General features: G+C 66.3%; 15 protein-coding genes. 5 read left to right on the forward strand and 10 right to left on the reverse strand.

Going from position 1 to position 14,019, the window contains the following annotated elements:
- Positions 1–292: 292 nt before the first annotated feature.
- Positions 293–655 (reverse strand): hypothetical protein, encoded by a 363-nt coding sequence (locus EAH84_RS08170; protein WP_241656511.1) that lies wholly within the window; start codon positions 653–655, stop codon positions 293–295.
- A 58-nt stretch (positions 656–713) separates the two neighbouring features.
- Entirely contained in the window at positions 714–1,469 is a 756-nt protein-coding gene (locus EAH84_RS08175) for a metallophosphoesterase family protein (RefSeq protein WP_140870435.1), read from the reverse strand.
- A gap of 144 nt (positions 1,470–1,613) precedes the next feature.
- Here EAH84_RS08175 and galU point away from each other — a divergent pair, with 144 nt between their 5' ends.
- Positions 1,614–2,480 carry a UTP--glucose-1-phosphate uridylyltransferase GalU gene (galU, locus tag EAH84_RS08180; RefSeq protein ID WP_140870438.1) on the forward strand — a complete coding sequence of 289 codons (867 nt, stop codon included), beginning with the start codon at positions 1,614–1,616 and terminating at the stop codon, positions 2,478–2,480.
- Complete coding sequence (locus EAH84_RS08185) at positions 2,477–3,463, forward strand: NAD-dependent epimerase/dehydratase family protein (protein WP_140870441.1); 987 nt, start codon at positions 2,477–2,479, stop codon at positions 3,461–3,463. The genes galU and EAH84_RS08185 overlap by 4 nt, the downstream gene beginning before the upstream one ends.
- Here the strand turns inward: EAH84_RS08185 and EAH84_RS08190 are convergent.
- The 7 genes from EAH84_RS08190 to EAH84_RS08220 form a co-directional block, all read right to left on the reverse strand.
- The gene (locus EAH84_RS08190) at positions 3,448–4,212 is read right to left on the reverse strand and encodes a HesA/MoeB/ThiF family protein (RefSeq protein WP_140870716.1); all 765 of its coding nucleotides are present in this window, start codon (positions 4,210–4,212) and stop codon (positions 3,448–3,450) included. The two genes, EAH84_RS08185 and EAH84_RS08190, sit on opposite strands and share 16 nt — an antisense overlap.
- Complete coding sequence (locus EAH84_RS08195) at positions 4,209–4,607, reverse strand: hypothetical protein (protein ID WP_140870444.1); 399 nt, start codon at positions 4,605–4,607, stop codon at positions 4,209–4,211. The genes EAH84_RS08190 and EAH84_RS08195 overlap by 4 nt, the downstream gene beginning before the upstream one ends.
- On the reverse strand, positions 4,604–5,047 hold the full coding sequence (dut, locus tag EAH84_RS08200; RefSeq protein ID WP_140870447.1) for a dUTP diphosphatase: 444 nt from the start codon (positions 5,045–5,047) through the stop codon (positions 4,604–4,606). Before dut ends, EAH84_RS08195 begins: the two co-directional genes overlap by 4 nt.
- Positions 5,044–6,234, reverse strand: coding sequence for a bifunctional phosphopantothenoylcysteine decarboxylase/phosphopantothenate--cysteine ligase CoaBC (coaBC, locus tag EAH84_RS08205; protein WP_140870450.1), 1,191 nt, complete (start codon positions 6,232–6,234; stop codon positions 5,044–5,046). Before coaBC ends, dut begins: the two co-directional genes overlap by 4 nt.
- The gene (locus EAH84_RS08210; protein ID WP_140870453.1) at positions 6,231–7,343 is read right to left on the reverse strand and encodes a hypothetical protein; all 1,113 of its coding nucleotides are present in this window, start codon (positions 7,341–7,343) and stop codon (positions 6,231–6,233) included. Before EAH84_RS08210 ends, coaBC begins: the two co-directional genes overlap by 4 nt.
- Positions 7,344–7,480: 137 nt before the next feature.
- Positions 7,481–9,013 (reverse strand): 2-polyprenylphenol 6-hydroxylase, encoded by a 1,533-nt coding sequence (gene ubiB, locus EAH84_RS08215; RefSeq protein ID WP_140870456.1) that lies wholly within the window; start codon positions 9,011–9,013, stop codon positions 7,481–7,483.
- Between the two features lie 49 nt (positions 9,014–9,062).
- The gene (locus EAH84_RS08220) at positions 9,063–9,794 is read right to left on the reverse strand and encodes a class I SAM-dependent methyltransferase (protein ID WP_140870459.1); all 732 of its coding nucleotides are present in this window, start codon (positions 9,792–9,794) and stop codon (positions 9,063–9,065) included.
- Between the two features lie 69 nt (positions 9,795–9,863).
- Here EAH84_RS08220 and mutM point away from each other — a divergent pair, with 69 nt between their 5' ends.
- The 3 genes from mutM (at position 9,864) to dnaA (ending at position 12,843) form a co-directional block, all read left to right on the forward strand.
- On the forward strand, positions 9,864–10,676 hold the full coding sequence (gene mutM, locus EAH84_RS08225; RefSeq protein WP_140870462.1) for a bifunctional DNA-formamidopyrimidine glycosylase/DNA-(apurinic or apyrimidinic site) lyase: 813 nt from the start codon (positions 9,864–9,866) through the stop codon (positions 10,674–10,676).
- A 95-nt stretch (positions 10,677–10,771) separates the two neighbouring features.
- Positions 10,772–11,035 (forward strand): 30S ribosomal protein S20, encoded by a 264-nt coding sequence (gene rpsT / locus EAH84_RS08230; protein WP_140870465.1) that lies wholly within the window; start codon positions 10,772–10,774, stop codon positions 11,033–11,035.
- A 395-nt stretch (positions 11,036–11,430) separates the two neighbouring features.
- On the forward strand, positions 11,431–12,843 hold the full coding sequence (gene dnaA, locus EAH84_RS08235) for a chromosomal replication initiator protein DnaA (RefSeq protein WP_425326447.1): 1,413 nt from the start codon (positions 11,431–11,433) through the stop codon (positions 12,841–12,843).
- Between the two features lie 153 nt (positions 12,844–12,996).
- Here the strand turns inward: dnaA and trpS are convergent, their stop codons facing one another.
- Positions 12,997–14,019: a tryptophan--tRNA ligase gene (gene trpS, locus EAH84_RS08240; RefSeq protein ID WP_140870471.1), complete on the reverse strand. Its 1,023-nt coding sequence runs from the start codon at positions 14,017–14,019 to the stop codon at positions 12,997–12,999.

The following is a 14,019-nucleotide window of genomic DNA, read 5'->3' on the forward strand; positions in this document are numbered from 1 at the left end:
GTCCTAGTCGTTGACGCCTGTCGGTCGCACTGCAGATGCGCGATTTGGGAAGGGCGTGCGATGGCGTCAACACGGGCATCGTGGATTTTTCGAACGGCGTAGGCGTCGAAAAGGCGTTGGCGCGTGGCGGCTTACGATACCGCCCAGCTAGGTGTGTGGCTGGGCAGGCCACTCGGCGGTGGAACGATCGTCTTCTGGTTCGTCCGCATCGCCGCAACCCGCGGAGACACCCCAGAGCGCAGGCAAAAAAATAGCGGCCAACAGGCCGCTATTTTCTCAACTGTCTAACAGCTTAGCGGCTGGTAGGCGTATCCTTCGAGTCGGCGACGATGATGATGCCGGCGATCACTGCAGCGGCAGCCACGATTGCGACGATGACGCCACCGCTGGTCAGATCATTCTTCTTAGCCGAGGTCGAACCGGTGCGAACCGACTTCGAAATCGACAGGCTGGACGCCGGATTAACCGGTGCTGCCATCGCCGGTGCTACAGCCATCGTCGCTGCCGCAGCCGCCGCAAAATAAGTCCCAAGGCGCATTCTAAACTCCCTTTGTGCAATTCCAGATGTCTGGTGACAGCGAATCGCGATCGGCGCAACCCTTAATCGCCCTTTGCGGTGACGCTTCTCGTGATTTGCTTGCGGTGTCGCAAGCACCCGGGGCGGTCGTGGTCGGCGGAGCGGCGCTAAGCGCAGTTTAGTACCGTGACATCTTCTACGTCGAAAGGCACCATCTCTCAGTATCTTGCAAACCGATCGCGGTGAGCCGACCGGTCGCATAGGCGCCCGTGTCGATGCCGATGCGATGAGGGCGCTGTTCGACCGCGTCGCTGATGGTGTGGCCATGCACTACGATCTTGGCGAGTCCGCGCGGAAAACCGAGGAACGGTTCGCGAATCCAGCGAAGGTCGCGCGTATCCTGATCTTCGAGGGCAACCGATGGGCGGACGCCGGCATGAACGAACGTGTAGTCGCCGATCGTGATCATGTCCTCGAACGTTGCCAGAAAATCGCGATGCGCCTTGGGGATTTGTGCGTCCAATGCGTGTTGCAACTCGTCATAGTCGCAACGATCATATTGCTCGACGCCGACGCCGTAGCTCAGCAGCGTTTCTCGACCGCCGATCCGCGTGAACATGCGTAGCGCCTTGCTGTCGCCAGCGAGCGCGCCGAGGAAAATTTCCTCATGATTGCCCAGGATCAGCCGGAGCATGGGGCGTTCTTGCTTCAAGACGCGCAGACGTTCGACCACCTTGGCCGAATCGGGGCCGCGGTCGACCAAGTCGCCCAGGACGATGACGGTCGTGTCGGCGGGGCCGCGCGCGGCGTCATCGGCGTCGATCGCGTCGATCAGTTCGCCGAGGAGCGTGTCACACCCGTGGATGTCGCCGATCGCATACACCCGATGCCCGGGGGGGATCGCTGCCTGGGGAAGGCGATTTCCCCGGCGTTTCAGAAACTTCGTAAGCATAATGGGGATCGGCTGATGGTGATCCGACGCCTATAGGGGCAGGCACCCCGTGGAGCAACGACCTTACGGTGCGTCTGACGCCATACGCGGGTTTGCTCCGGCGAACGTCCCTCGATAAGCGGGATCGAGCAACAAGAGGGTGGCATGACGATCAAGCGGGTACGCAAGGCGGTATTCCCGGTGGCGGGGCTGGGGACGCGGTTTCTGCCCGCGACCAAAGCGATGCCCAAGGAGATGCTGACCGTCGTCGACAAGCCGCTGATCCAATATGCGGTCGAGGAGGCATTGCAGGCGGGAATCGAGCAGATCATCTTCGTCACCGGGCGCAACAAATCCGCGATCGAGGATCATTTCGACATCGCCTATGAACTCGAGGACACGATGCGGTCCCGCGGCAAGTCGCTCGATCCGCTCGCCGGCATCCGCCAGAAACCGGGCTCGCCGGTCTATATCCGTCAGCAAGAGCCGCTCGGGCTCGGTCATGCGGTGTGGTGCGCGCGTGAGATCGTCGGCGACGAGCCGTTTGCGGTGTTGTTGCCCGATGAGCTCATGGTCGGTACCCCCGGTTTCCTCGCGCAGATGGTCGGAGCGTACGAGCGGGTCGGCGGCAATGTCGTTGGCGCGCTAGAAGTGCCCGATTGTGATACCGATAAATACGGCATTATTTCCCCCGGCGCACGCGATGGGCGGCGGACCGAGGTGGTGGGGCTGATCGAGAAGCCGAAGGGCAAGGCGCCGTCCAACCTGATGATTCCCGGACGGTATATTTTGCAGCCCGAGGTGATGCGCATTCTCGAGCATCAGGAAAAGGGCGCAGGCGGCGAGATCCAGTTGACCGACGCGATGGCGCAATTGATCGGCAAACAGCCATTCCACGGCTTCACTTTCGATGGCGAGCGCTATGATTGCGGCGACAAGGCGGGTTATATCCAGGCGAATCTGGCGCTGGCGCTGGCGCGCGAGGATATCGGCCCCGCGGTGCGCGCGTTCGCCCAGCGGCTGATCGGATGACGATTTTGGTGACCGGCGCGGCGGGGTTCATCGGCGCGCATGTCGCCGGTGCGTTGGCGGCGCGCGGTGAGGCGGTGGTCGGGATCGACGATCTCAACGACTATTATGCGCCGTCGTTGAAACGCGATCGGCTGGCGAGCCTGGCCGCGGACGCGCGCTTCATCCGGTGCGATTTTGCCGATGCGGCGGCGCTGGCGGCGGCGCTCGACGGCATCGAGATACGCCGGATCGTCCATCTCGGCGCGCAGGCCGGGGTGCGCTATTCGATCGATAATCCCGCGGCTTATGCTCGCGCCAATCTGGTCGGACACCTCAACATCCTCGAACTCGCGCGGACGCGGCGGGTCGAGCATCTGGTCTATGCGTCGTCGTCGTCGGTCTATGGTCGCAACGCGGCGCTGCCGTTCAGCGTCGAGAATCGCGCCGATCATCCGGTGTCGCTCTATGCCGCGACCAAAAAGGCTGACGAGCTGATGAGCGAAAGCTACGCCAGCCTGCATCGGTTGCCGCAGACGGGGCTGCGCTTCTTCACCGTTTATGGGCCGTGGGGACGCCCCGACATGGCGCCGTGGCTATTCACCGATGCGATCCTGGCGGGGCGTCCCATTCGGGTGTTCAACAACGGCGACATGCAGCGCGATTTCACCTTCATCGACGATATCGTCACTGGGGTCCTTACCGCGCTCGACCGCGCTCCCGCCCACGATGATATGGTCAAGCCGGGCGGGTCGCACGCGGCGCATGCAATCTATAATCTCGGCAATCATCGCCCCGAGCCGCTTGGGCGGTTCATCGACCTGATCGAGGCGGCGTGCGGGATGCCCGCGATCCGACAATGCGAGCCGATGCAGCCCGGTGACGTCCCCGCTACCTATGCGGACATCGCCGCGACGACGCGAGACCTAGGGTTCGTGCCGACCGTGCCGCTGGACGAGGGGATCGCGCGGTTCGTCGCGTGGTTTCGGGACTATACCGGGCGCTGATCGCCGCACCAGCGGCAGCCCGGATCCTTGGGCAGCGCGATCGTCCTGAAGCGCAGCGACAGCGTGTCGGCGACGAGCAGCTTGCCCGCGCTGTCCTCGCCGAACGACACGATCGCGCGGATCGCTTCGAGCGCGGCCAAGCTCCCGAAGACGCCCGCGACGGGGCCGAGGATGCCGTCCTCCGCGCAACTGCCCGCCTCGCGATCGGGCGACGTGCCGACGAAGCAGCGATAGCAGGGGCGATCCGGCTCCCAGCCGCGGAACACGCCGAGCTGGCCGTCAAACTGGCCGACCGCGGCGGAGACCAGCGGCACGCGATCCCGCAGCGTCTGATCGGCGACGATCAGCCGGGTGGCGAAGTTGTCGCAGCCGTCGAGCACCACGTCGGCGCCCGCCAGCAACATGGCGACGTTGGCCGCCTCCAAGCGCACCGGGTGGGTGTCGACCGCGACACGAGGGTTGAGCGCGCGCGCGGCGGCCGCCGCCGCGGCCACCTTGGGCATGCCGATATCGGTCGTCGCGAAGATGGTCTGGCGCTGGAGGTTGGAGAGGTCGACACGGTCGTCGTCGATTAGCGTCAACCGACCCACGCCCGCTGCGGCGAGATACTGGATCGCGGGCGATCCGATGCCGCCCGCGCCAATCACTGCAACCCGCGCCGCCATCAGCCGCTTCTGCCCCTCGCCACCGATTTCCTTGAGAACGATGTGCCGCGCGTAGCGGACGAGGTCGTCGTCGATCAGCGTCAACCCGGCCATGCGAACGCCATGCTGGTCTTGTACCAGGCGTCGGTCACCAAGCCCTCGGTGGCGATGTTGCCGGTGGCGCGGCTGAACGCGAGCCCCGCGGCATATTGCTCGATTGAAGGACAATGGATCGCGCGCGGTACCGTGCGGCGGACGAGGCCTTGCGGGGTGACGAGCACCGCGACGTCGATCGTCAGCACCCAGCCAGTGTTGGTCCTGCGCTGTGCGGCGCAGCGCCGGTGCCTGATTTTGGCACGGACGAAATCGGCCAGCCTCGGGCTAGCGATCACGGGTTTCACGAAGCGGATCGACGGCAGCGTCGACCAGTTTGGTGGCGGCAAGGGGGCGGCGGCCGGGGCGGTCGCGGCCTGCGCCATCAGCGCAAGCGCGGCGATCATCGCCCGGTCGATCCGAAGCCGCCCGCGCCGCGGAGGGTGTCGTCGAGCGACTCGACCTCCTCGATCCGCGCGCGCTGAACGGGGGCGGGGACGAGTTGCGCGATCCGATCGCCCCGCGCGATGGCAAAGGGCGCATTGCCGAGATTGGCGAGGATCACCTTCACCTCGCCGCGATAATCGCTGTCGATCGTGCCGGGGGTGTTGAGGCAGGTAATGCCGTGTTTGAGCGCGAGTCCTGAACGCGGGCGAACCTGGACCTCGTAGCCAGCGGGGATCGCGATTGCGAAGCCAGTCGTGACCGCGGCCCGCGCGCCGGGAGCGAGCGTCAATGCTTCGGCGGCGACGACGTCCATGCCGGCTGCACCCGGGGTGGCATAGGCGGGGGCGGGGAGGCCATCGCCATGGGGCAGGCGTTTGAGCGCCAGGCGAATGTCGGTCATTGGTCGCTTCCTAGCGCGTCGGCGATCCGGTCCGCCAGCCGCGCGGCGACGGCGTCCTTGGGGAGCCGCTCCCAGGCCTCGCTGCCGGTGGCGGTGACGAGATGCACGGTATTCGCATCGCCGCCGAACACATCGCCCGACACGTCGTTGGCGACGATCCAGTCGACGCCCTTGCGGGTCCGTTTGGCGGTGGCGTGTTCGACGACCTGCTCGGTCTCGGCGGCGAACCCGACCAGGAGCCGCGGGCGGCGCGGGCTGCGCGCGAGAGTGGCGAGGATGTCGGGGTTTTCGGCGAACTGGAGCGTCGGCGGCACATCGCCCCTTTTCATCTTCTGCGGCGCGGCCTCGACCCGCCAGTCGGCGACCGCGGCGACCATCACCGCGGCATCGGCGGGCAACGCGGTCGCGACCGCATTCGCCATGTCCTGCGCGGTGTCGACGTCGACGCGATCGACTCCGGCGGGGGTGGGTAGCGCGACAGGTCCAGCAACGAGCGTGACGCGCGCGCCGACCCGCGCCAGCGCAGCGGCGATCGCGAAGCCCTGGCGCCCCGACGACCGGTTCGCGATGTAGCGGACGGGATCGATCGGTTCGTGGGTCGGGCCGGCGGTGACGAGGATGTGCTTGCCGGTCAGGCTGCCGGCCGCGGGCGATGCGCCGAGCGCGAAGTCGACCGCGTCGGCGATCTCGGTCGGTTCGGGAAGTCGCCCCGCGCCATATTCGCCGCAGGCCATCGGGCCTTCGGGGGGCTCCATCACCGTGACCCCGTCGGCGCGGAGTTGCGCGACGTTGCGGCGGGTGGCGGCGTGGCTCCACATCCGGACGTTCATCGCGGGCGCAGCGAGGACGGGCTTGTCGGTCGCGAGCAGGAGCGTGGTGGCGAGGTCGCTTGCCTGGCCGGTCGCCATTTTCGCCAGCAGGTCGGCGGTCGCGGGGGCCACGACGACGAGGTCGGCCTCGCGGCTCAGCTGGATGTGCCCCATCTCGGCCTCGTCCTTGAGATCCCAGAGCGTGGTATAGACCTTCTCTTCGCTCAGCGCGGCCAACGTCATCGGGGTGACGAAATGGCTGCCGCCGTCGGTCAGGACGCAGCGGACCGCGTGGCCACGCTTGCGGAGCAGCCGGACGAGCTCGCACGATTTATATGCGGCGATGCCGCCGCCGACGATGAGCAGGATGCGCGTCATCGCACCACCCGCCGGACGGTAATCCGGCGCTGGTCGAGCGCGGCATGGATGAGGTCGCGGACGCCATCGACCGCGAACGCGATGCCGACGAGCATCGCGGGTGCGACGAGCAGTCCCCAATAGAAGGTGTCGGTGCGGCCAACGACTGCGAGAATCGCGGCATAGCCCGACAACAGCGCGAGCATCCGGATGCCGAGATCATCGGCCCAGGCCGCCCAGCCAAACAGTGCAATGCCGACGAGGGGCGCCGCGAGCCACAGCGGCACGAGCGCGAGCGCGGTCGAGATCGCCATCGTCTTCACGAAGAAACCGAACCCGAGCATCCCAGCCCAACCCGGCGAAGCGGGGTCGAGCGGGTGGACGACCTGCGCGACGGCGTGGGCATGAGCGCCGAGCGCCGCCGCGAGGACGGCCAGCGCCAGTCCCCACGCTGCGGCTTCGCGCCGACTGCCTTCGAGAATCGCGAAGAATGCCATCAGGACGAGATAGGGCGCCGCGGTCTCGCGTACCAGCACTGCCGCGAGACCGAAGGCGACCGCGGGCAGCCAGTCTTCGCGACGACGCAGCGCGAGCGACAGCGCGATAAAGAGTCCTGCCCAGACTTCATGGAAATAGCGCAAATCGGCCTGGATGAAGGTCACGAGCCCCGCGGCGAGCACTAGCATCGCGACGATCCGCGGGGATGCGCGGACGAAGGCGGAATTAAGCCGTTTCCACCAGGCGAGCGCGGTTGCGGCAACGAGCGCATAAAGCAGCGCGATCATCGCTGCGTCGGGCAGCGCGGCTTCGACCACTGCGAGAGTCGGTAGGCGAAACACGACGAAGGGGCGCAATGGATAATCGCCGCCCCGCAAAGCCTCGGCAGTGACGCGATAGTAGTTGCCGCCGTGACGGACGTTGCCCACGACCGTCTGGTACAGGACGATATCGGTTTGATCGCCGGGCTCGGGCGCGGGATCGCGCGGGGCAAGCGGCGTGCCGAGCGCCAAGAGGGTCGCGACTAGCAGCACTGCCAGCGCGAAAAGTGCTGCCCGCGCCTGGATTGGGGTCAGCGTCGCGAAGCGCGAGGGTCGGGCGAGCCATAATGGGGCCAGCGGGCGGGCGATCATCGCTGGGGCATCCTAGAACGCCCTGACTTCCCCCACGCCCGTTCGTGCTGAGCTTGTCGAAGCACGGTGAGGTTCAGGCCCTGCGACACGCTCAGGGCGAACGGTTTAGGGTCTGATCGATCTGACGCCATCATGGCCTAAAGGACGAGCAGCGTCGCCGCGATCCCTGCCGCGGCGGACAGGATCGCGACCGCCAAGTAGCGCCAGCCGCCACCGATCCGTACCACCTCGATCTCGGCGAGCGGCGGGGTCGGGGGCGCGCCGCCGGGGGCCGGATAGCGCGCCTCGATGCGGCGGACGAGTTCGGGGAGGCGGACGAGGGTGCGGACATCCTCGATCAGCCGGTCGGCGACCGCGGCTTCGGGGCCGAGTTCAGTGCGGATCCACTCGCGCACGAACGGGGCGGCGGTGTTCCACAGGTTGATGTCGGGATCGAGCGCGGTCGCAACGCCTTCGACCATCACCATCGTCTTCTGGAGCAGCAGCAGGTGGGGTTGGGTGACCATGTCGAAATCGCGGGTGATCGAGAACAACCCGTCGAGCATCATTCCGATCGACATGTCCTTGACCGCAAGACCGCGCATCGGCTCGCCCACCGCGCGCAGCGCGGTCGCGAATTCGCCGACGTCATGATGCGCGGGAACATATTCCGCCTCGAAATGGATTTCGGCGACGCGTTTGTAATTGCCGGTGATGAGGCCGTAGAGGATTTCGGCGAGCCAGACGCGCGCGCGGCGGTCGATCCGCCCCATGATGCCGAAATCGATCGCGGCGATGCGGCTGCCCGGCAGCGCGAACAAATTGCCCTGATGAAGGTCGGCGTGGAAGAAACCTTCCGCAATCGCCTGGCGCAGAAACGCCTGGACCAGCGTGTTGGCGAGATGCGGCAGATCATAGCCCGCGTCGACCAGCGCCTGGCGATCCGACAGCTTGATCCCGTCGACCCATTCGATCGTCATCACCTTGGCGGTCGAGCGCTGCCAGTCGACCGCGGGGATGACGAAGTCGGGTTCGGCGGTCATCGATTCGGCGAGTTCGGAGGCAGAAGCCGCCTCGCGCCGGAAATTGAGTTCGCGCGCGGTCCAGCGTTTGAAAGTCTCGATCGTCAACCGCGGGCGGAGGCGGCGCGCTTCGGGGCTGATCGCCTCGAGCTGCGCGGCGGCCCATTCATAGGTGTCGATCGCGCGCGCGAATTCGTCCTCGACCCCGGGGCGGAGCACCTTCACCGCCACCGTCCGGCCGTCGAGCGTCACCGCGCGATGGACTTGCGCGATCGAGGCGGCGCCAACGGGTTCGGCTTCGATACTCGCGAAGAACGCGGATGGCGGGCGGCCCATGCTCGCCTCCATCGCGGCGCAGATCGTCGCGAAGGGGACTGGGGGGAGGTTATCTTGCAGGCGGAGCAGGTCGCGCGCGGCCTCGTCGCCGACGAGATCGGGACGGGTCGCGAGGGTCTGGCCGAGCTTGATCGCGGCGGGGCCGATCGCCTGAAACGCGTCGGCGTAGCGCGGGGTCTTGGGCACCCGCGCGCCGAACCGCGCGATCCGCGCGAGGCGTCGGACCTGCGCGGGGGTGTTGGGGTCGCGTTCGATGCCGCGCAGCGCGCCGTGGCGCGCGAGGATGCGGCCCCATTTGAGCAGGCGCCAGGTATGCGTGAGAGGAGAGGTCACGGCCAACCCCGCAAAGTACGACTTTGCGAGGACCCCGGCAGAGGCTTCATCAAATTTTCCAGCCGCTGTGGATCGCGACGAGCCCGCCGAGCAGCGGTTCGACCCTGGTGCGGACGAACCCCGCCTCGCCGATCATCGCTTCGAAGGTCGGCATGTCGGGGAAACGGCGGATCGATTCGACAAGGTAGCGATAGCTGTCGGCATCTTGCGCCAGCAGTTGCCCGAGCTTGGGGACCATCTTGTGCGAATAGGCGTCGTACACCTCCTTGAACCCCGGCCACAGCGTCGTCGAGAATTCGAGGCAGAAGAACCGCCCGCCACGACGCAGGACGCGGTGGGCTTCGCGGAGAGCGGCGGGGATGTCGGTGACGTTGCGGATGCCGAACGCGATCGTATAGGCGTCGAAGAACTTGGCTGGGAAGGCCAGCGTCTCGGCGTTCGCCTCGGTCCACACCAACCCGTCGATGCCGCGCTTCTGCGCGCGCTCCATGCCGACTTCGAGCATCGCGGGGTTAATGTCGGCCACCGTGATCGCCGCGCCCGACGGCGCCATGCGGAACGCGATGTCGCCGGTGCCCCCCGCCATGTCGAGGATCTGCTCGCTGGCGCGCGGACCGACGCGGCGGACGAAGCGGTCCTTCCACAGCCGATGCATGCCCCCCGACATCGCATCGTTCATCAGGTCGTACGAGCTCGCAACGCTCTTGAAGACGCCGCCGACGCGCGCGGTCTTTTCGGCGGGGGCGACGTCTTCGTAGCCGAAGGAGACGGTGTCGGTCATGCGCTCGTTCTCATCGGGGAGGCTCTAGCCGCGCCTTGTGGCGCGGGCAAACGCAACCTAGCAGGGGGCGTGCCAGAGCTCCCCGAAGTCGAGACCACCGTGCGCGGGCTGACCCCGGTGCTCCAGGGCCAGCGCCTCGCGACCGTCGAACCGCGGCGCGCCGACCTGCGCAAGGCGATTCCGGTCGACCTGCGCCAGCGGCTGACCGGGGCGACGATCATCGGTCTGGGGCGGCGCGCCAAATATGGGATGATCAACACTGATCGGGGCGACACGCTGATTTTCCACCTCGGCATGTCGGGGCGGTGGCGGGTCGATCCCGGCGCGTTGCAGGCGCACGATCACCTGCTGATCGAAACCGATTCGGGGCGTCGGCTCGCGCTCAACGATGCGCGGCGATTCGGCTTCCTCGATCTATGGTGCACCGAATCGATCGCGGATTATCCCGCGTTTGCCGCGATGGGCCCCGAACCGCTCGGCGCCGATCTGAAGGCGGCGTATCTCGACCGGGAGCTCGCGGGGCGCAGCGCGTCGATCAAGGCGATGCTGCTCGACCAGCGGATCGTGGCGGGGCTGGGCAACATCTATGTCTGCGAGGCGCTCCACGTCGCGGGAATCGCGCCGTCGCGCGCCGCGGGGCAAATCGCGACCGCGCGGCTCGACCGGCTGGTCATCGCGATCCGCGAGGTTTTGCTCGCCGCGATCGAGGCGGGGGGATCAACCTTGCGCGACTTCGCGCACCCCGATGGCGAACTAGGGTATTTCTCCAAGCAATTCCTGGTCTATGGTCGCGAGGGCGAGCCATGTGTGTGCGGGGGAACCGTACGGCGGCGCACCGAGAATGGGCGGTCGACCTTCTGGTGCCCCAAGTGCCAGCGCTAACTTGACGATTCGCGTGTCGTTGACTAAGAGCAGCGCCTTCCGGGCCGGGAGCGATTCCCGCGCCCTTTTCATTTGACCACAGATCCGAGGACTTCATGGCGAACACGCCGCAGGCAAAAAAGCGTATCCGTCGCAACCAGCGTCGTACCGAAGTGAACGGTGCGCGGGTCGGCCGCATCAGGACCTTCATCAAGAAGGTCGAAGCGGCACTGGCGTCGGGCGACAAGGCTGCGGCGGCGCAGGCGCTGCACCAGGTCCAGCCGGAGCTGGCGCGCGGCGTCGCCAAGGGCGTGCTTCATAAGAACACCGCAAGCCGGAAGTTCTCGCGACTGACCAAGGCGGTTTCCGCGATCGCCTGAGTCGATTCGCGATTGAATTGAATGAGGCCCGTCGGGATCGTCCCGGCGGGCTTTTTCGTGACTACGCGCGGCGGATGGCGCGATCGCGAAATCCTAGCTTCCCCCGCGATTCGAGCCTGACCCTTGGCGTTTCTGCAGAGAAAACGACTATTAAACAGTGGCTTATAAGATTTTCGACGCATTTCCTTGGCTGATTCCGAGTCAAGCCAATATTTCAAGAATGTTACCTTGATCGACTCGCGCCAAAGCTCATAGTCGACCCGCGCCGCGACGGTGTTCATCGTCTGGGGCCACTGAACAGGGCGGAATGCCGGACGGCCCCTTCGGGCCGCGAGGGGGGGACGTTTCGAGACAATCGGGCGCTCCGCGCGACGTATTGCGCGGAAACGGGAGAGGTGTGCGTGGAGGGATTGCAGGGGACGTCGGCACCAGGGGAGGCGCGCAAGGCGTGGACCCGAGTGCGCGCGAACCTGCGCGAATCGGCGGGGATTCGACTGTTCGAGCAATGGCTGAAGCCGATGGAGTTGATCGACGGCGACGGCAATAGCGATGACGGCGACACGATCCGGCTCGGGCTGCCATCGGCGTTCATGACCAATTGGGTCCGCAGCCATTATGCCGACCGGTTGATGATGGAATTCAAGGCGCTGCTGCCGCGGGTGCGCAGCGTGTCGATCGAGACGCGAATTGCGGGACCGACGCCGGTCGTATTGACGGCGGAGAGCGGCACCGCCGCCCCCGCATCGCCGACGGTGGCATCAGCGGTGCCGCCAGGTCCGGTTGCGATTCGCCCCGTGCTCGATGCGCGCTTCACCTTCGATCGCTTCGTGGTCGATACGTCGAACCGGGTCGCGTTCAACGCCGCCCGGACGCTGAGCGAGCCCGGTCCGCCGCGGTTCAGCCCGTTGTTCCTCCACGCGGGGACGGGGCAGGGCAAGACCCATTTGATGCACGCGATCGGTCACGCGTTTTTAGAAGCACGCCCCGGCGCGACCGTAATCTGCATGTCCGCCGAGCGCTTCATGTACGATTTCGTCGCCGCGATGCGCGCGCGCGACACGTTCTCGTTCAAGCAGCGGTTGCGCAACGCCGATCTGCTGCTGATCGACGACCTGCAGTTCATCGCGGGCAAGGACGCCACGCAGGAAGAATTCTTCCACACCGTCAACGAGATCATGAGCGCGGGCAAGCGGCTGGTGATCAGCGCGGATCGCTGCCCGCAGGCGCTCGACGGGGTCGAGGCGCGGATCGTGTCGCGGATGTCGGCGGGGCTGGTCGCGGATATCAAGGCCCCCGATCTGGCGCTGCGCCGCGCGATCCTGACGCGCAAATGCGCCGACATCGACGCGGCCGTGCCCACCGCGGTGCTCGACCTGCTCGCTGCGCGAATCCACGCGAACATCCGCGAGCTCGAAGGCGCGCTCAATCGCGTCGTCGCCTATGCGCAGCTGACCGGAGATACGATCGACCTCGACTTCGCGGTCGCGACGCTGGGCGATGTCCTGCGCGGCGCGCAGCGGCGGGTGACGATCGACGAGATCCAGAAGCTGGTCTCGGCGCATTTCGAACTGAAGCCGCTCGACCTGATCTCGGCGCGGCGCAGCCGGGTCGTGGCGCGCCCGCGGCAGATCGCGATGTACCTCGCCAAGCGGCTGACGACGCGATCGCTGCCCGAAATCGGGCGCAAGTTCGGCGGGCGCGACCATTCGACCGTGATCCACGCGGTACGCAAGATCGAGGAACTGCGGGACACCGACCGCGACATCGATACTGCGGTCAGGGTATTCTTGCGGGAATTGGAAGCGTAGGGTAGCAAATTCTCCGTCGGCAGGTGGAGGTAGTGCGCGACTGTACATAGAACCGTTCGTGCTGAGCTTGTCGAAGCACGATGAGACTCACCGCCCTTCGACAAGCTCAGGGCGAACGGCGCAAACGCCGGATCAAGCTAACGTCATCACGCTTTAGGCTAGCAATCCCATCGCGTCCTGCGCGGCCTTGAGCGTGGGCGCGGCGAGCGCGCGGGCCTTTTCGGCGCCCTGGTTCAGGATCGAATCGATCGCGGCCTTGTCGTCGAGCAACCGGACCATCTCGTCACGGATCGGCGCGAGCGCGGCGACCGCGAGGTCGGCGAGCGCGGGCTTGAACGCGCCGAAGCCCTTGCCCGCATAGTCGCCGAGCACGTCCTGCGGCGCGCGATCGGCGAGCGCGGCGAAGATCGTCAGGAGGTTGCGCGCCTCGGGCCGGTCGGCGAGTTCCGCGACGGTCGCGGGGAGCAGGTCGGCATCGCTCTTCGCCTTGCGGAATTTCTCGGCGATCGTGTCGTCGCTGTCGACGAGCTTGACGACCGATTGTTCGGACGGATTCGATTTGGACATTTTCGTGGATGCGTCGCGCAACGACATGATCCGCGGCGCTGCGGCGCTGATGAGCGGTTCGGGCAGCGCGAAGAGGTCGGTCGCGTAATCGTTGTTGAATTTGGTCGCGATGTCGCGGGCGAGTTCGAGATGCTGTTTCTGGTCCTCGCCGACCGGAACATGGGTGGCGTTGTAGAGCAGCACGTCGGCGGCCATCAGCACCGGATAATCGTAGAGGCCGACGCTGGCGCCCTCGCGGTTCTTGCCCGCCTTGTCCTTGAACTGGGTCATGCGGTTGAGCCAGCCGACGCGGGCGACGGTGTTGAGCAGCCAGGTGAGTTCGCTGTGCTGAGGCACGCGGGTCTGGTTGAAGAGAATAGAGCGGTTTGGATCGATCCCCGCGGCGACCAGCGTTGCGGTCATCTCGATGGTCTGCGCGCGCAGATCGGCGGGAGCGATCCATTCGGTGGGGGCGTGGAGATCGGCGATGAAGAACAACGTCTCGCCGCCATCGGCCTGGACCTGGTTCTGCATCGCAACCCATTGCTTCACCGCGCCGAGATAATTGCCGAGGTGGAGGTTGCCGGTCGGCTTGATGCCGGACACGACCCTTTTGGCGGATGCGGACAT

The organism is Sphingomonas oligophenolica (genome assembly GCF_006438955.1).
Classification (GTDB): domain Bacteria; phylum Pseudomonadota; class Alphaproteobacteria; order Sphingomonadales; family Sphingomonadaceae; genus Sphingomonas; species Sphingomonas oligophenolica_A.